The following is an 18490-nucleotide window of genomic DNA, read 5'->3' on the forward strand; positions in this document are numbered from 1 at the left end:
GTATTATCTGCGCTTTTGGCTTAGCATCTGCCGCACCTCGCTCGCCGTATCGGCACTTAGAATTATGCGGTATTGCCCTGGGAACATGATCAAAGGGGCAGCCCGGTCGGTGGTAAACCGGCGCGGTGCATGCCAAAAGGGGAGATTATAAGGTGAAACAAACACAGTCAGCGGCGAAGCCTTCCGATTTGCCAGTTTACCTGTTCCATCAGGGCAATAACTTTGAAGCCTACCGCTACTTTGGCAGCCACCTGGAAGAGCAGGACGGCCAGCCCGGCGCGGTGTTCCGCGTGTGGGCGCCGCACGCCAAAGCAGTTTCCGTTGTGGGCGATTTCAACAGCTGGGTGCCCACCAGCCATCCGATGGAAAAGGTGTCAGACGGCATTTGGGAGCTGTTCATTCCCGGCATCAAAACCTATGATGTTTATAAATACTGCATTACCACCCCGGCGGATGAGCTGGTGTACAAGGCTGACCCGTATGCGTTCCATGCCGAAACCCGCCCGTCCAACGGCAGCAAAGTTTTTGATATTTCCGGCTTTGACTGGCACGATGCCGCGTGGGAAGATGCGCAGAAGAAAAATGATGTGATCAACGGCCCGATGAGCATCTACGAGCTGCATGCCGGCAGCTGGAAAATGAAGGAGGACGGTGTCCCCTATAATTATTCCGAACTGGCGGATCAGCTTGTGCCTTATATTAAAGATATGGGCTATACCCATGTGGAACTGCTGCCCATTACGGAATATCCGTTTGACGGCAGCTGGGGCTATCAGGTCAGCGGTTACTTTGCCCCCACCAGCCGTTACGGTACCCCGCACGACTTTATGGAGTTTGTGGATAAGCTGCACGCGGCCGGTATCGGCGTAATCCTGGACTGGGTGCCCGCCCACTTCCCCAAGGATGCTTACGGCCTGTACATGTTTGACGGCGGCCCCTGCTATGAGGACCCCAACCCCCGCCGCGGTGAGCATAAAGAGTGGGGCACCATGGTGTTCAACTTTGGTATGCCGGAAGTGGAAAGCTTCCTGGTATCCAGTGCGCTGTTCTGGATCGAGCAGTACCATGTGGACGGTCTGCGTGTGGACGCAGTGGCCAGCATGCTGTATCTCGATTACAACCGCCGCGATGGCGAGTGGGAACAAAACGTAAAGGGCGGCAAGGAAAACCTGGAAGCCATTGCGTTCCTGCAAAAGTGCAATACGGCTATCCTGGACCGCCACCCGCATAAAATGATGATTGCCGAAGAATCCACCGCATGGCCGCTGGTTACCAAACCGGCAGCCGATGGTGGCCTTGGCTTCAACTTCAAATGGAACATGGGCTGGATGAACGATATGCTCAGCTACATGAAGACTGACCCGCTGTTCCGTGCCGGCAACCATAACAAAGTTACGTTCAGCTTCTTCTATGCGTTCAGTGAAAACTTTGTCCTGCCCATCAGCCACGATGAAGTTGTGCACGGCAAGTGCAGCCTGATCAATAAGATGCCCGGTGATTACGAAGCAAAGTTCGCCAACCTGCGCACCTTCTATGGCTATATGATGGCTCATCCGGGCAAAAAACTGCTGTTCATGGGCCAGGAATTCGGCCAGTTCATTGAATGGGACGAGAAAAAGCAGCTGGATTGGATGCTTCTTGGCTATGATAAGCACCATGAACTGCAAACCTACGTCAAGGATCTGAACCACTTCTACCGTGAGACCGCCTCTCTCTGGCAGGTCGATTACAGCTGGGAAGGGTTCCAGTGGATCGTGCCGGATGATAACAAACAGAGCGTGATCGCGTTTCTGCGCCGGGACGCCAAGGGCAAGATGCTCCTGGTTGTCTGCAACTTTAACCCCGTCCTGCGCGAAAGCTACTCGATGGGCGTGCCCAACCCCGGTACATACAAAGAGCTGATCAACTCGGATGACGTCAAGTATGGCGGTACCGGTGTCAAAAATGGCAGCGTAAAGAGCGTCAAGGGCCCGATGCACGGCTTTGACCAGCATATTGAGGTAACCCTGCCGCCGCTGTCCACCATCTATTTCAGCGTTCCCGCTGCCCGCAAAAAGGCAGGAAAGCCCGCCAAGGCAGAAACTGCCGAAGCAGCCAAACCCGAAAAGGCAGCCAAGCCTGCGGCCACCAAAACTGCCGCCCCCAAAAAGCGCACAGCCAAACCCGTGGCAACAAAACCGGCTGCTAAAAAGCCCAGAGCGGCAAAAACAACCAAGCCCAAAACACCGGTAACGGAATCGTAAACGTCTGGTGTGTAAGGGCGGTACCGGCGGCAACCCGCAGCCGGTGCGGCCCGTGGAGATAAACAAGTTTAAGGGGAGAACAATTATGGCAAAAGAAATGATCGCAATGATCCTGGCTGGCGGCCAGGGTTCGCGCCTCTACGCGCTGACCCAGAAGCTGGCTAAGCCGGCGGTTCCGTTCGGCGGTAAGTACCGTATCATCGACTTTCCGCTGTCCAACTGTGTCAACTCTGATATTGACACCGTTGGCATCCTGACCCAGTATCAGCCGCTGGTCCTGAATGAATACATCGGCAACGGCCAGCCGTGGGACCTTGACCGCCTGCATGGCGGCGTCCATGTGCTGCCGCCCTACCAGCAGGCCACCGGCTCTGACTGGTACAAGGGCACTGCCAACGCAATTTACCAGAACATTTCCTTCATTGACCGTTATGACCCGCAGTACGTCATCATCCTGTCCGGCGACCAGATCTGCAAGCAGGATTACGCTGATTTCCTGCGCTTCCACAAAGAGAAGAACGCCGAGTTCTCGGTTGCCGTTATGGAAGTGCCTTGGAGCGAAGCCCCGCGCTTTGGTCTGATGGTTACGGACGAGAATGACCGCATCAGCGAATTCCAGGAAAAGCCGAAGAACCCCAAGAGCAACCTGGCTTCCATGGGCATTTATATCTTCAACTGGGATATCCTGAAAAAGTACCTCACCGAGGACGAAAACGATCCCAACAGTGAGAACGACTTCGGCAAGAATGTCATTCCCGCACTGTTGCGTGATAACCGCCGCATGTACGCTTACCGTTTCAGCGGCTATTGGAAGGATGTCGGAACCATCTCCAGCCTGTGGCAGGCCAACATGGAGGTTCTGGATCCGACCCATTCCGGCATCAACCTGTTTGATGAAAACTGGAAGATCTACTCCCGCAACTCCGGCCGCCCCTGCCAGCGCATTGGTACGGACGCTGACATCGTGAACTCGATGATCACCGAAGGCTGCCAGGTTGACGGCACCGTTAAAAACTCCATCCTGTTCCCCGGCGTTGTGGTCGAAAAGGGCGCCACTGTTGAAGCAGCCGTTGTTATGGGCGGCACTGTCATCAAGGCTGGCGCAAAGGTCGAACACTGCATCGTGGCCGAAAATGTCACCATCGAAGAGGGTGCTACCGTGGGCAAAATGCCGGAAAGCGGCCTGAATATTGCCGAACCCGGCGATGTTGCAACGGTTGGTTCCGGTGTCAAGATCGGCAAGGGCGCAACGGTTGGCCCCAAGGCAATGATTTCCAATGATGTAAAGGATGGTGAGGAACAATGGTAAGCAGCAACGCAAACGCACTGGGCGTCATTTTTGCAAACTCTTATGATAACCTTGTCCCCGAACTGGTAGCGGAGCGCACAATGGCCTCCATCCCGTTCGCAGGGCGTTACCGCATGATCGACTTTGTTCTGTCCAACATGGCAAACGCCGGTGTGGATAATGTTTCGGTCATCGTCCGTAAAAACTATCATTCCCTGATGGACCACCTGGGCGCAGGCCGTGAATGGGACCTGACCCGCAAGCGCGGAGGCCTGAACATTGTTCCGCCTTTTGCAGAACGCAGCATCAAGCTGTACAGCGGCCGTGTGGATGCACTGGCCAGCGTTCTGAACTGGCTGAGGGACCAGAAAGAGCGCTATGTGATCCTGTCTGACAGCAACATTGCCATGAACTTCGACTTTAACAAGCTGATCGAAGCTCATGTCAAGTCCGGCGCAGACGTTACCATGGTATACAACCGCGGCGAAATCCCCGATGGCGCCCGCACCGATAACTACACCATCCGCATTGATAATGGCCGTGTGGCTGAGCTGCTTTCCAACGATTATCGTCCCGGCGTCCAGAATCTGTCCATGAACCTGTACATCATCGAGCGCGAAAGCCTGATCCAGCTTGTCCGCGATGCATCTGTGCGCGGTCTGGTCTATTTTGAGCGCGATATCCTGGCCCGCAACCTGAGCCTGCTGAATGTTCAGGCTTATGAGTTTGACGGCTATGTGGCCCGCATCAGCGATATGAAGAGCTACTTTGACGAGAACATGCGCCTGCTGCAGGCTGGCAATGTCGATAAGCTCTTTAACGAAGGCAACCCCATCTACACCAAGATTCGTGACGACAACCCCACCCGTTACCTGGAAGGCAGCAAGGTCAAGAACAGCCTGCTGGCTGACGGCTGTGTGGTGGAAGGCACCGTTGAAAACAGCGTGCTGTTCCGTGGCTGCCAGATCAAGAAGGGTGCTGTTGTGCGCAACTGTGTGCTGATGCAGGATACCGTTGTGGAGGAGAACAGCTCCGTTGAGTATGTGGTTACCGACAAGAATGTCCACATCACGGCAGATAAAAAGCTGATCGGCACGGATTCTTTCCCGGTGTTTGTTGCCAAAAGGCACACGGTGTAACCTGATTACGCCCTGAACTTTCCCGCCAACTCTCCCCGGCGGGTAGTTTGCAGGAAAGGGCGGGGGAGTGAACACGCTTCTCCGCTCTTTCCTTATTTTATCATAACAGCCTGCCCGGCAGGCGTTGCAAACAGCCGCTCCAGCGGCTCTGCAAGGAGGTACCCATGAAAATTCTCTATGCAGCCAGCGAGGCTGCACCGTATGCAAAATCCGGTGGTCTGGCCGATGTTGCCGGTGCATTGCCCAAGGCTCTGGTTCGTGACGGCATTGACTGCCGCGTTATCATGCCCCTGTACGGCGATCTCAAGTTCAAGGATACGCTGACCTATGTTACCAATTTCAGCGTGCCCGTGGGCTGGCGCAGCCAGTACTGCGGCCTGTTCAAGGCCGAGCATGACGGCGTGACGTTCTACTTTATCGACAACGAATATTACTTTAAGCGCAGCGGCCTGTATGGCTTCTATGATGACGGCGAGCGTTTTGCTTTCTTCTCCCGCGCCATTCTGGAAACCCTGTTCTATACCGACTTTGAGCCGGATATCATCAACTGCAACGACTGGCAGACCGCCCTTACCCCGGTTTACCTCAACCTGTACTACCGCCACTTGGATAAGTTCAACCACATCAAGACGGTATTCACCATCCATAACATTGCCTACCAGGGCAAGTATGGCATGGATATCCTGGAGGATACCTGCGGCATTGGCGCACGCGATGCCCACATTGTGGAGTATGATGGCTGCGCCAACTTTATGAAGGGCGCAATCGAGACTGCTGATAAGGTCACCACCGTCAGCCCTACCTATGCACAGGAGATCCTGGACCCGTGGTTCAGCCATGGTCTGGACGGCCTGCTGCGCCAGAAGCAGTATAAGCTGTGCGGTATCCTGAACGGTATTGACGTGGATGTTTTCAACCCCGCCACCGACCCGGATATCCCGCAGAACTATGATGCCAACACGGTTCAGCAGGGCAAGCCCGTCTGCAAAGCAGCTTTGCAGGACGAGTTCGGCCTGAACAAGGATGGCAGCCCGGTCATGGCCATGGTCACCCGTCTGGTCGGTCACAAGGGCGTTGACCTGGTGCGCAGCATTGCCGAAGGTCTGCTGCAGCAGGGCATTGAGCTGGTGATCCTCGGCTCCGGCGAAGCCCAGTACGAGAATTTCTTCAACGAGCTGTGCGCCCGCAACCCCGGCCGCGTTGGCGTGTACATTGGCTTTAACGCCAAGCTGGCCCAGCGCATTTATGCCGGTGCCGATATCTTCCTGATGCCGTCCCGCTCCGAACCCTGCGGCCTGGCCCAGATGGTATCCTGCCGTTATGGCACCATCCCCGTTGTGCGTGAGACCGGTGGCCTGCGCGACTCCATCCACGACTCCGGCGATGGCTATGGCAATGGCTTTACCTTTGCCAATTACAACGCCCACGAGCTGTACGAAGCCTGCTGGCGTGCCAAGGAAGGCTACTGGAACAAGGAAGGCTGGCCCGTGCTGGTCAAGCGCGCCATGGAATGTGATTTCAGCTGGTCCAACTCCGCCAAGAGCTATGAGGGCCTGTACAATGAGGTCGTGAACCTCTGGTAAGTCTTTGGGAAGCTGCTCCCTAATGAGTTAAAATCAAATCCCGCTGTGTGCAGCCTGAAAAGCCGCATACAGCGGGATTTTTGTTTCATTGGGATTGGTCCGGTGAAAAGGAAAACGGAAAGAATAGATACGCCCGTGCGGCAGCATAGCAGCGTGACAGGGGAGACGAACCGAATGCTTCCAGAACGCAGCACAGGAATTTCGAAAAAGCCAGCCATCCGGAAATGAAGAAATTTCGGATTTTTTGCCACAATTTGCCGAACATGTGTTACAATAGTACCGGAATTTTGGCCGTGGCATTAAGGAAAATCCCATGCCTGCAGTCAATCGGGAAAGGAAACATAACAGCAATCCTATGGGGAAAAGAAAACATTGGTATGTACCGTGCATCGCCCCGGCACTGGCCGCGCTTTTGCTGGCGGGCTGCGGCGCAACGGTGGATTTGAATGAACAGGCCACAGCCGAAACCGCCATGGCCGTGCAATGGGTGCCCAATGGCAGCGTTTATGCTACTGCGGCGGAAGAGCTGGAATACTGGTCCACAGCCCAAAAGCTGGAATCCGCCCTTGCCACCACGCGGGAAACAGCCCCCAGCGTAGACTTGAACGAGCTGCTGGATGAATTCTGCGCCGCGCAGCCGGGCAGCTTTTCGCTTTACCTGCAAAATCCGGCAACGGGGGAAAGCTATACTTATAACACGGATGCCCTGTATTACCCCGCCAGCCTGCTCAAGCTGCCCTATGCGTTCTGGCTGTGCGGCCAGGCCGATGCCGGAACACTGGACTTGGAAGATGAACTGCCCAACCAGTTCCGCGGCCGTTTGTCTGATACGGCGCTGCAAGCCTATAACGATGCCGAGACCATCCCGGCCAAAGCCGCCATGCGTGCTATGATCGCCCACAGCGATAACAACGCCGTCACCCTGTTGACAACCCACTGGCCAGCCAATGAATCCAGCGGCTTCCAGCAGTTCCTGGCGGATTACGGCTTTGCCTATGCCGCAACCTGCGACCTTACCCCGCAAACCGGCATTATCGGTATGGCTTCCACTGGCGAGTTTGCCAACATTGTGTCCGCGGTGTATGATTATCTGGATTCAGGCAGCGCCTCCGCAGCCTACCTGAAAACCTGTATGCTGGCCGCCGACCATGATATTTTGTATGTGCCGGATGGCGTGCCTGCCGCCAAAAAGTATGGCAGCTGGGATTACGCATATCACGATGTTGCCATTGTGTATGCCAAGCATCCCTACTGGATTGTTTGCATGACAGACCAGGGAGATGAAAATGTAGACTTCCCCGAAGAACCCACCCAGGCCATGCAGACCCTTGGCCAGCTGGTGTATGAATACTGGAACCCATAAACTACGCCAGCGCCGTTTCAAGAAAGGAGCCGACCTTTGCCAAACAAGAAAACTGCCGCCCAGCGCCAACTCTATGTGGACGCTATGAAAGGCTTTGGCATCCTGTGCGTTGTCATTGGCCATTTTATCGAGTATCACCGTGGTACCGCGCCGGGCATCAACGCGCTGTTTACCTGCATTTACCTGTTCCATATGGCAATTTTTTGCACAGCCAGCGGCCTGGTGGCTAAGTTCAGCCTGCGCAAGCTGGTCACGCAGCAGCTATGGCTCTACCTTATCAGCCAGGCGGGCATCACGGCGTTCCGTGCGGCTGCCCTGAAAGATAACATTGTGGATCAGGGTGGCTGGCTGCAAAATGTACTGCTGCCATGGCGGCACATGTGGTATCTGTATGCCCTCATGTTCTGGATGCTCACCGTGCCTTTGCTGCGCGCCATCCAGCGGCGCGGCCTGCTGGCCAGTACCGTAGGGATGGCCGCGGCCATTGCCATAGGCCTGTTGGGCGGCTGTGTCAACTGGCCGTTTGATCTGGGCCGTGTGTTTTCCTTTTTCCCGTTCTTTGCGTTCGGTGTGCTGTTTGCAGAGCCGTTCCGCAGCTGGCAAAAGCGCTGGTATGCCTGGGGCCCGCTGGCGGCGGCCATCGTGGTGTTTTATACCGTAACCGTCCAGCGCATCGTCACCGCCGAAACCCCGGTGTATGAGGGAGCCCGCATCTTCCAGTCCGACGCCTATGCGGTGGGCGGCTACCTGATGCAGGATCGCGCAGTGTTCTACCTGCTGGGCTTTGGCACCGTGCTGGCCATCACCCCCATTCTGGGGCTCATCAAGCCGCTTGCCAGCCTGGGCCAGCGAACCCTGCCCATCTACATCCTGCACATGCCGCTGTACGCGCTTCTGGTTCAACTTGGCTGTTACGAAGCCTGTGCTTCCCACGGTCTGCCTGCCGTTATTACCTGGCTGTGCTTTATCATCCCCGCGGTGGTGGCCCTGTGCGCCAGCGCCCCGGTGTGTGCCATCCTGAACGGCATTGCAAACATCTGGTACAAAACGCTCCCGGCTCTCTTTTCCCGCCGTGGATAAAGCGTTCGCAGATGCGTTTATCCAACCGCAATAAAACAAATAAAAGAGCAAAAAAATAAACCAGGCGTGCCCTGCAAAGCAATCGACTTTGCAAAACACGCCTGGCTTTATTTTATAAAATCACTTTCAGGGCCAACGTGAAAGAATCAGTCCTCCGCCAGGAATCACTGCTCGTCCTTGTGATCCAGCAGCTTTTCCATGGTGTGCCAGCCCAGCACTGCGCACTTTACGCGGGCCGGCATGTGGGAGATATCCTGCAGCGCACCGGCTTCTTCCAACTTTTCAATGTCGGCATCGGTAGCTTCGCCCTTAATCATCTTCAAAAAGGTCTCGGCCAGGTCTTTGGCTTCATCCACGCTGCGGCCAATGATCATGTCCAGCATGATATCTGCCGAAGCCTGGGAGATCGCGCAGCCGTCACCAACAAAGCTGCCGTCCTCAATCTTGCCGTTTTCTACTTTCAGCTGCAAAATAATGTCATCGCCGCAGCTGGGGTTCACACCCTCCAGCGTCATGTTGGCGCCGGGCAGCGGCTTTTTATGGGCGGGGTAGAGGTTGTGGTCGGTCAGCACCTCATTATAAAACGTACTACTCGGCATAACCCATTTCCTTTCTTACGCCGCCCAGCGCCGCCAGAAAGCGGTCAATGTCAGCGGTGGTGTTATAAAATGCAAGGCTGGCGCGTGCGCAGGAACGCACACCCAGATAAGCCAGCAGCGGCTGTGCACAGTGGTGCCCGGCACGCACGTCCACATGGCAGCTGTCCAGAATAGTGGCAATGTCGTGCGGGTGCACACCGTCCACCGTAAAGCTCAGAATGCCGCAGTGCTTGTCCGGGTCATCGCTGCCCAGAATATTCACATCGGGGATCTTCTTCATGCCTTCATAGGCATAGCGGGTCAGGGCCTGCTCCTGGGCGTGGACATTTTCCAGCCCAACGGATTCCAGATAATCAATGGCCGCAGCCAACGCAACCGCGCCGCCTGCATTCACGGTGCCGGCCTCAAATTTGTGGGGCAGCTCGGCATACACAGCGCCATCGCGGGTAACGGAATCGATCATCTCGCCGCCGGTCAAAAACGGCGGCATGGCATCCAGCAGCTTCTCCTTGCCATACAAAACGCCAATACCCATGGGGGCCATCAGCTTGTGGCCGGAGAATGCAACAAAATCAGCATCCAGAGCCTGCACATCCACTTTCATGTGGGGGGCACTCTGGGCGGCATCGACCAGCACAACACCGCCGTTGCGGTGTACCAGCTCGATCACTTTCTCTACCGGGTTTACGCAGCCCAGCACGTTGGAAACATGGCCAATGGCGGCCAGCTTTACCTTGGGGCCGATGACGGCTTCCAGCTTTTCATCCGGCAGGCTGCCGTCTTTTTCACATTCCAGGTAAACCAGCTTGGCACCGGTCTGGCGGGCAACCATCTGCCACGGCAGCATGTTGCTGTGGTGCTCCATGATGGTGATGACGATCTCATCCCCGGCATGGATGTTGTTCAGCGCATAGCTGTAAGCAACCAGATTGATGCTTTCGGTGGTGTTGCGGGTAAAGATGATCTCGGCATCACTGCGTGCATTCAGGAACTTGCGTACCCGCTCGCGGGCGGCCTCGTAACGGTCAGTCGCCTCCACGCCCAGTTCATACAGGCCGCGCAGGGGGTTGGCGTTGGCCTGCTCGTAAAATTCTTTCTCTGCCTGCAAAACGCTGGCCGGGCGCTGCGCGGTGGCGGCGCTGTCCAGATAGGCAACGTCCTGCTGCATCAGCAGGGGAAAGTCCTTTTTATAATCCACAAAATCAAAGCTCATCGGTGTGCGCCTCCATGAATTTGTGTGCTTCTTCCGCCAGTGCCTCCGGCAGCAGGTCAACTACGGCCTCAATGCGGGCGCGGGCCAGCAGGCTGCGGGCAGCCTCTTCAGGAATGCCGCGGCTGGCGAGGTAGAACAGCATCTTTTCGTCCAGGCGGCCGATGGTTGCGCCGTGGTTGCCTTCCACATCCTCCTCGCCGCACAAAATCAGCGGAATGGTCTGGTTGACCACGCCGTCGCCCAGCAGCAGAACGTTCTCCTGCTCCTGGCCCTTGGCGCCGGAACCGCCGGGCAGCAGGTCAATGCTGCCGCGGAACAGCTTGAATGCCTTACCGGCCAGTACGCCGGTGGAATCCATCTCGCAGGTGGTCTTTTTGCCGCGGTGGCGGGCTACATAGTTCATGTCCAGGCGCTGTTCGCCCTGGCCCAGGTAGCCGATCCTGGCGGTAAAGTTGCTGCCTTTGCCGATCAGATCGGCGGCAGCACCGGCATACAGCTTGCCGGAACCCAGTTCCAGTTTGGTCAGCTCAAAGCTTGCGCCGTCTGCGCAGGTGGTGCCGATGTCACTCAGGCAGGTAAAGCCATTATCCAGTACCTGCACCATCGAAAGATTGACCACAGCGCCAGCCTCGGCCTTGATCTTGATCTGCAAAGCGGCCAAGCCCTCGCCAGCGATCTCATTGCGCAGGATCACAGCCACCTGCATGGTGCTGCCAGCCTTGGCTTCCAGGTACAGCCGGTCCCCGGCGGGGGTGCCGGGCTGGTAGGTATAGGTGATAACCGCGGGGGCATCCATCACTTCGTTTTCGCCCAGGGTCAGGTACTCTGCTGGGCTGTTGGCCAGAAAACGGTCAACGTCAGTGCCCATGCCGGTCTCCATGGCCCAGTCCTGTGCAGCGCTGCTGCGGGCCAGCTGTGCGGTCTGCACAAAGCTGGGGGCGGCACCCACGGCGGGGGCGTTTGCTTCCAGCCGGGCTGCATTCATTTTCAGCCAGTTCCACGTCAGAGCGGGAAGCCGGTTGACGGTCATTGTTTCATTTGCCATACTCCCAACTCCTTTGCTCACCCAATGCTGCCCTTCATCTCAAGGCGGATCAGGTTGTTCATTTCCATTGCGTATTCCAGCGGCAGTTCCTTGGAAACATTATCCGCAAAGCCGCTCACGATCATGGCGCGGGCTTCCTCTTCGGGGATGCCGCGGCTCATCAGGTAGAACACGGCGTCATCACTGATGCGGCCAATGCGGGCTTCGTGGCCCACGTCAGCATCGGGGGTGCGCACGTCCATTGCGGGAATCGTGTCCGAACGGGAGATGGTATCCAGCATCAAAGACTGGCAGGAAACCGCAGCCTTGCTGTTCTTGGCATTCTTGTTAATGACCACCGCGCTGCGGAAGGTGCTGATGCCGCCGTCCTTGGAGATGGACTTGGTGTTGATATAGCTGGAAGTATCCGCGCCGGTATGAACAACCTTGGCGCCGGTATCCAGGTTCTGGCCATGACCGGCGAAGGTTATGCCGGTGAACTCCATGCGGGAGCCCTTGCCCTTCAGGATGGTCATGGGGTACAGGTAAGAGGTGTGGGAGCCAAAAGAACCGGAAACCCATTCCATCACGCCGCCCTCTTCCACAATGGCGCGCTTGGTGTTCAGGTTGTACATGTTCTTGGACCAGTTCTCAATGGTGGAATACCGCAGCTTGGCGTTCTTGCCCACAAACAGCTCCACGCAGCCGGCGTGCAGGTTGGCCACATTGTACTTGGGGGCAGAGCAGCCCTCGATGAAATGCAGCGAAGCACCCTCGTCCACAATAATCAGCGTGTGCTCAAACTGGCCAGCGCCGGGGGCGTTCAGGCGGAAATAGGACTGCAGGGGAATCTCCACATGCACATGCGGCGGAACATACACAAAAGAACCGCCAGACCATACCGCGCCGTGCAGGGCGGCAAACTTGTGATCCGTGGGGGGAACCAGGTGCATGAAATGGGTGCGGATCATCTCGGCATAAGGGCCGTGCATGGCGCTTTCCAGGTCGGTGTAAATAACACCCTGCTCCGCAACCTCTTTTTTCACGTTATGATATACCAGCTCGGAGTCATACTGTGCGCCGACACCGGCCAGGCTGTCGCGCTCGGCCTGGGGGATACCCAGTTTTTCAAAGGTATCCTTGATGTCGGTGGGAACTTCGCTCCACTTGGCGCTCATTTTGGTGTTGGGGCGCACATAGGTGATGATATCATCCATGTTCAGCTCATCAATCGGCGGGCCCCACTCCGGGATACCGGTCTTATTATAGATCTCCAGCGATTTCAAGCGCAGCTCCAACATCCAGTCGGGGTCGTTCTTCTCACGGGAAATCTGCTCTACAATGGCGGGGGTCAGGCCAGCGTCTACCTTGTAGGCGTCTTTTTCCTCATAGCGGAAATCATACAGGCTGCGGTTAATGTCCTCAACCTGCGATTTTTCGCGTTTTGCTTCGTTTACTTCTGCCATATATTTCTCAGGCCTCCGCCATCTTTTCAAAGCGCTCGTAGCCGTTCACATTGATCTCTTCCACCAGGCTGCCATCGCCGTTTGCAGCAATCTTGCCGTTGACCAGCACGTGGGTGTAATCAACAGACAGCGCATCCAGAATGCGGGTGCTGTGGGTGATGATCAGCAAAGCGCCGTTGTGGTCTTTCTGGTATTCTTCCACGCCTTTGGAAACCAGGCGCACGGCGTCAACGTCCAGGCCGGAGTCCGTCTCGTCCAGAATGGCGAGGGAGGGCTTGAGCATCATCAGCTGCAAAATCTCGGCCTTTTTCTTTTCGCCGCCGGAAAAACCAACGTTCAGGCTGCGCTCTGCGTAAGAAGCATCCATCTGCAAAATGTCCATGCAGCGGGCCAGCTCTTTCTTAAAGTCATAGTAACGCACATGGCCGACCTTCTGCTGCAATGCGCTGCGGATAAAGCCTTCCAGCGTCAAGCCGGGAACTTCCAGCGGCTCCTGGAAAGAAAGGAACATGCCGGCCTTGGCGCGCTTATCGGTGGATTCATGGGTGATATCCTCGCCCTTGAACAGGATCTGGCCGCCGGTCACGGTATATTTGGGGGCACCCATCAAAACATAGCCCAGGGTGGATTTGCCTGCGCCGTTGGGGCCCATCAGCACATGGGTTTCGCCCTTGTTGATGGTAAGATCCACGCCGTGCAACAGCTGTTTGTCTTCCACGCGTGCGGCCAGACCGGTTACGTTCAAAACTTGCTCTGCCATAAAAACTGCCTCCTGCTCGCTTTATAATAAGGTGAGCGTTTGTATTTCAAAAAGCCGCAGGCAAACCCGCAGCTTGGTTCGGCGTCCGGTGCAGCCATCCGTTTGCAGCGCAAAGCAGGCAGGCGGTGGTGTGCCGGGCACCTTTGTTATTTTCATATCCTATAAAAACTCTAGGATTAACGGTGCTTATTATATTCCAACAATTTCTTTGCGTCAAGGGCAAACCGCAAAAACTGGTACAAACCCTGCAATTTTGCACCAAAAATGGACGAATCGGGCGATTTTTGGCGTTCGGTGACCACAGAAATGACAGTTAGGCATAACAAATACGAGCCGGCCCCGCCCACCGCTTTCCAATCAGTGTTGGCCGTGGCTGCAGCGGTTATGCAAAGGGGAACCCCACAAAAAAAGAAGAGCCTTACCGGAAAATCCGGTAAGGCTCAGCCAGTGCCGCCGACCGGGATCGAACCGGTACGATGTTTCCACCGAGGGATTTTAAGTCCCTTGCGTCTGCCAGTTCCGCCACGGCGGCTAACTGTATGGTATTGTAGCGCAAAACGGGGAAATTGTCAATCCGCAAAGCCCTGCCGCCCAGAGTGTAAAAAAGCGAATGGTTTATTTGCGGCGAACGGCAAAGCAGCTCACTTCATGTGGCAGTGTACCCGCTATTTTATATGTGATATGTTTTTTGTATCCGCCCACATCACACATCTTTCATATCGTGCGGTGCGCCGCCGCCGACACGGGGAATCGTGCAATGCCGCAGGTAATGCAGGAACATCAGAGAAGAGATGCTCCAGGTCAGAGGGTATGCCCAGAAGATGACCCCGATATCATGGATAAAGTGCAGCGTTACCGTAATGTAAGTAATGCGCAATGCGCACCAGACCGCCAGCATAACGGCCATGGGCACAATGGGGCGGCCCAATCCGCGCAGGATGCCGGCGCAGCAGTGGCTGAACGCAAGCAAAAAGTAAAACAGCGCAATGGTGTGTGCCTGCCGCACGCCAAAGGCGACCACATCGGCCTCGCTGCTGAACGCACCAATCAGCCAAGGCGCCAGCAGGCAAACCGCAACGCCGACGCACTCGGCCAGCGTAATCGAACAAATCACGCCAAAACGCATACCCTTGTGCACGCGGTCAGGCTTGCCCGCACCCACATTCTGGCTGACAAAAGTGGCCAGTGCCATCGAAAAGCAGGTGACCGGCAGGAAAGCAAAACCTTCCACCTTGCTGTAAGAGCCGCACCCGGCCATGGCCAGTGCGCCAAACGAGTTGATGTTTGCCTGCACAATAACATTTGCCAGCGAGATGACCGAGTTCTGGATGCCGGAGGGCAGGCCCTGCAAAATAACGCCATGCAGCATGGGGCCGTCAAACCGAACCTTGCGCCAGCTCACAGCCCAGGCTTCCTTGCTGCGCATCAGCTTGGAGAATGCCAGAATGGCACTGACTGACTGGGAGATAATCGTGGCAAATGCGGCCGCAGCCACGCCGTACCCCAGTACGCCGATAAACAGTAGGTCCAGCACAATGTTAATGAGCGATGCTGCAATCAGGTACTTCATAGGGCTGCGGCTGTTGCCGACCGATTGCAGAATGCTGGCACCCACATTGTACATGACCACTGCAATGGAACCCAAAAAGTAGGTGCGGAAGTAGGCGACCGAGTTGCCGATAACATCCTCCGGCGTGCCCATCCAGTGCAGGATCTGTGGGGTCAAAATCACGCCCACAACCGTCAGCACCGCCCCGGCGGCCAGGCCCAGCGCCACCGTGGTGTGGATGGCTTTTTCCAGGCTCTCCCAGTCCTTTGCGCCAAAGTAGCGGGCAATCAGCACACCGGCACCCAGCGCTACGCCGTTCACAAAGCCGGTCAAGAGGAAAATCAGGCTGCCGGAAGAACCAACTGCCGCCAGCGCCTCGCCGCCCAAAAAGTTGCCCACAATCAGCGAGTCTGCCGCGTTGTACAGCTGCTGGAACAAATTGCTGATAAAAATAGGGATCGCAAACAGCAGCATGCCGCGCGCTACACTGCCTTCGGTCAGGGAATTGCTCTTGTTTTGTTGTGCCATCTTGTTTTGTTACGCTCCTAAATCTATGTTTTCTTATGGCAACACCGCACAATTCCCGCCTTGCGGCTTAAGCACCGCTCCGGCGGCTGCGGCACGGCATCTGCGTTGCCAAAATGCTCGATAAGACATCCAGTATTATCTGCGCTTTTGGCTTAGCAGCTGCCGCACCTCGCTCGCCGTATCGGCACTTAGAATTATGCGGTATTGCCTTATATCTTACACCAAATTTAGATAAAATGCCATTAAACAACCAAAAGCAGCGGCAAGCCAAAGCTGCCACCGCTGCAAAATTATGATTGCGCCGCTGGTAAATATTATGCCTGCCGCCCGGTTGGAACATATTGCAACACGTTTTCGGAAACATGGGTGTTGAAAAACTGGATCAGCGGTCCCAGGCAGAACGCACAGATCAGGGTGCCCAGCCCCAGCAGCCCGCCCAGCAAAAAAGCCAGCAATGCGCACAGCGTATCCGTAAAAAGGCGGCAGCAGAAATAGGGGAGTGGCGTGTGGTCCCGCAGGCCCAGCGCCAGGTAATCATACGGGGCAACCCCCAAATCGGAGGTCTGGTGCAGCGAAATGCCAAGTGAGGTGCACACCACAGCCGCAGCCACCCACGGCAGCTGTGAGGGCAGGGTAGCGGCCTGTGCAAAATGCGCAGTGAGGAAATCATAGAAAAACGTGATGATAAACCCACAGCAAACGGCATTTGCAACGGTGCCAAAGCCGACATATCTGCGGCCCCAAATCATCTGCATCGTGAAAAATACCGCGTTATAAATCAGGTTCTGTACGCCAAGGGTCAGCCCGGCAAGCTCCGCAGAGCGGATGTTGAGCGCGTTGAAAGGGTCGTTGCCCAGATGGGCAAACTTGAAAAGGGCAACACCAAGGCTGATGATCACAATGCCCACCAGCATACCGGCCACGCGCCGGAAGGTGACATGCTGTTCCATAACCATACTCCAGTTGTGCTGCCCGGCCGGACAAAAGTTGAGCTCATGAATAAATATGCGTACACCTTAGTACAACAAAAGTGTAACATGTCCACGCTGAAAGGTCAATATAGAAATCTATGGCTGGTTATCCATTCTTCTTTACCTGCTTTTGGGCCAAAAACCGCCTGCTTTTTGTGGGAAAAATTTCAAAACTGCTTGTATATTGTGGCCGTTTCGTTTATACTAATATGTATGTCTGAAAACTGTATGCTCTGTGCATACAAGCGGACACAAGAGGGAAACGTACTTGGACCTGCCCTGTGCGCGTGTAGCACCATGGCAGCCCACGATCTAGGGGGAAATGATTATGGCAAATTATTTTGAAATGTCCAAAGACCAGCTCCGTGCAGAAAAGGCTGCGCTGGAACAATCCTATGCCGAGTTCAAGGCCAAGGGCCTTAAGCTCAACATGGCCCGCGGTAAACCAGGCCCTCATCAGATGGACCTGGCCATGGATCTGCTGAAAATGAGTGACTATACCACCGAGAATGGCTATGATGCCCGCAATTATGGCAACTTGGAAGGTTTGGAAGAAGCCCGCGCCCTGTTTGCCGATGTGATGGGCGTTAAGTCCAGCGAGGTTTTTGTGGGCGGCAACTCCAGCCTGCAGCTGATGTACAACCTTATCAGCATAGGTCATACCTTTGGCTTCCCGGAATCCCCCTGCCCGTGGTCCCAGGTGGAGCACCGCAAGTTCCTCTGCCCGGCCCCCGGCTATGACCGCCATTTCAAAATCACCGAGGAGTTTGGCTTTGAGCTGATCACGATCCCCATGACGCCGGACGGCCCCGATATGGATATGGTGGAAAAGCTGGTTGCCGAAGACGACACCATCAAGGGCATCTGGTGCGTACCGCAGTACTCCAACCCCGATGGCTATGTCTACAGCGATGAAACCATCCGCCGCTTTGCATCCATGAAGACCGCTGCCCCGGATTTCAAGATTTTCTGGGACGAAGCTTACATTGTTCACCACTTGACCGATGAAATCATCGAGACCCCGGTGCTGCTGAATGAAAGCAAGCAGTATGGCACCGAGGACCGCGTTTTCATGTTCACCTCTACCAGCAAGATCACCTTCCCCGGCGCTGGTGTTTCTGCCCTGGCATGCAGTGAAAAATCTTTGGCTTATATCTGCAGGCGCTTCTCTGTCATGATCATCAGCTATGACAAGATGAACCAGCTGCGCCATGTCCGCTTCCTGAAGAACAAGGACGGCGTGCTGCAGCATATGGCCAAGCATCGCCGCCGCCTGGTGCCCTGCTTTGACGCAGTCAAAACCACCTTTGCCCATGAGCTGACCCCCTGCGGCAATATCGCCCACTGGACCAATCCCAAAGGCGGATACTTCATCAGTCTGTATGTCATGCCCGGCTGTGCCAAGCGTGTAGCCCAGCTCTGCAAGGACTGCGGCCTGACCCTGACCGGCGCCGGCGCAGCGTTCCCTTATGGCATTGACCCGCAGGATTCCCACCTGCGCATTGCCCCCACTTACCCCAGCCTGTCTGAGGTAGAAACCGCATCCATGCTGCTCACCGTCTGCGTGCGCTTGGCTGTGGTCGAAAAGCTGCTGGCAGAATAAAATAAGCAGCCATCCTGCATAGTTAAAACAGGTACGCCCGGTTTTCCCGGCCGGGTGCGCCTGTAAAAAGGGAAAAAGCCG

Annotated in this window: 14 protein-coding genes and 1 tRNA gene; 7 read left to right on the top strand and 8 right to left on the bottom strand. The window is 55.8% G+C overall.

Annotated features, from left to right (window positions below):
- Positions 1-152: 152 nt before the first annotated feature.
- The 6 genes from glgB to C4885_RS05815 all read left to right on the top strand — a co-directional run bounded on the left by glgB (position 153) and on the right by C4885_RS05815 (position 8696).
- Complete coding sequence (gene glgB, locus C4885_RS05790; protein WP_113999425.1) at positions 153-2243, top strand: 1,4-alpha-glucan branching protein GlgB; 2091 nt, start codon at positions 153-155, stop codon at positions 2241-2243.
- An 85-nt stretch (positions 2244-2328) separates the two neighbouring features.
- Entirely contained in the window at positions 2329-3552 is a 1224-nt protein-coding gene (locus C4885_RS05795; protein ID WP_113999426.1) for a glucose-1-phosphate adenylyltransferase, read from the top strand.
- Positions 3546-4670 (top strand): glucose-1-phosphate adenylyltransferase subunit GlgD, encoded by a 1125-nt coding sequence (glgD, locus tag C4885_RS05800; RefSeq protein ID WP_113999427.1) that lies wholly within the window; start codon positions 3546-3548, stop codon positions 4668-4670. Before C4885_RS05795 ends, glgD begins: the two co-directional genes overlap by 7 nt.
- 164 nt (positions 4671-4834) lie before the next feature.
- A complete protein-coding gene (glgA, locus tag C4885_RS05805) occupies positions 4835-6253 on the top strand; it encodes a glycogen synthase GlgA (protein ID WP_113999428.1) in 1419 nt (472 codons plus the stop codon).
- Between the two features lie 355 nt (positions 6254-6608).
- A complete protein-coding gene (locus C4885_RS05810; RefSeq protein ID WP_158538816.1) occupies positions 6609-7616 on the top strand; it encodes a serine hydrolase in 1008 nt (335 codons plus the stop codon).
- Positions 7617-7652: 36 nt separating this feature from the next.
- Entirely contained in the window at positions 7653-8696 is a 1044-nt protein-coding gene (locus tag C4885_RS05815) for an acyltransferase family protein (RefSeq protein WP_113999430.1), read from the top strand.
- Positions 8697-8860: 164 nt separating this feature from the next.
- Here the strand turns inward: C4885_RS05815 and sufU are convergent, their stop codons facing one another.
- The 8 genes from sufU to C4885_RS05855 form a co-directional block, all read right to left on the bottom strand.
- A complete protein-coding gene (sufU, locus tag C4885_RS05820; protein WP_113999431.1) occupies positions 8861-9295 on the bottom strand; it encodes a Fe-S cluster assembly sulfur transfer protein SufU in 435 nt (144 codons plus the stop codon).
- Positions 9285-10508, bottom strand: coding sequence for an aminotransferase class V-fold PLP-dependent enzyme (locus tag C4885_RS05825; protein ID WP_113999432.1), 1224 nt, complete (start codon positions 10506-10508; stop codon positions 9285-9287). The genes sufU and C4885_RS05825 overlap by 11 nt, the downstream gene beginning before the upstream one ends.
- Positions 10498-11553 carry a SufD family Fe-S cluster assembly protein gene (locus C4885_RS05830; protein WP_113999433.1) on the bottom strand — a complete coding sequence of 352 codons (1056 nt, stop codon included), beginning with the start codon at positions 11551-11553 and terminating at the stop codon, positions 10498-10500. Before C4885_RS05830 ends, C4885_RS05825 begins: the two co-directional genes overlap by 11 nt.
- A gap of 17 nt (positions 11554-11570) precedes the next feature.
- Positions 11571-12998, bottom strand: coding sequence for a Fe-S cluster assembly protein SufB (gene sufB, locus C4885_RS05835; RefSeq protein ID WP_113999434.1), 1428 nt, complete (start codon positions 12996-12998; stop codon positions 11571-11573).
- Positions 12999-13005: 7 nt separating this feature from the next.
- Positions 13006-13758 (bottom strand): Fe-S cluster assembly ATPase SufC, encoded by a 753-nt coding sequence (sufC, locus tag C4885_RS05840; RefSeq protein ID WP_113999435.1) that lies wholly within the window; start codon positions 13756-13758, stop codon positions 13006-13008.
- A gap of 448 nt (positions 13759-14206) precedes the next feature.
- A tRNA-Leu gene (locus C4885_RS05845) sits at positions 14207-14290 on the bottom strand.
- A 171-nt stretch (positions 14291-14461) separates the two neighbouring features.
- Positions 14462-15835, bottom strand: coding sequence for an MATE family efflux transporter (locus C4885_RS05850; RefSeq protein WP_113999436.1), 1374 nt, complete (start codon positions 15833-15835; stop codon positions 14462-14464).
- A gap of 314 nt (positions 15836-16149) precedes the next feature.
- Positions 16150-16785 carry a YitT family protein gene (locus C4885_RS05855; RefSeq protein WP_242979495.1) on the bottom strand — a complete coding sequence of 212 codons (636 nt, stop codon included), beginning with the start codon at positions 16783-16785 and terminating at the stop codon, positions 16150-16152.
- 349 nt (positions 16786-17134) lie between these two features.
- On the opposite strand from C4885_RS05855, the gene C4885_RS05860 reads away from it, so the two are divergent.
- Positions 17135-18409 (top strand): aminotransferase class I/II-fold pyridoxal phosphate-dependent enzyme, encoded by a 1275-nt coding sequence (locus C4885_RS05860; protein ID WP_113999438.1) that lies wholly within the window; start codon positions 17135-17137, stop codon positions 18407-18409.
- The last annotated feature ends 81 nt before the right edge of the window (positions 18410-18490 follow it).

The sequence above is a fragment of the Subdoligranulum sp. APC924/74 genome, from assembly GCF_003324125.1.
Classification (GTDB): domain Bacteria; phylum Bacillota; class Clostridia; order Oscillospirales; family Ruminococcaceae; genus Gemmiger; species Gemmiger qucibialis.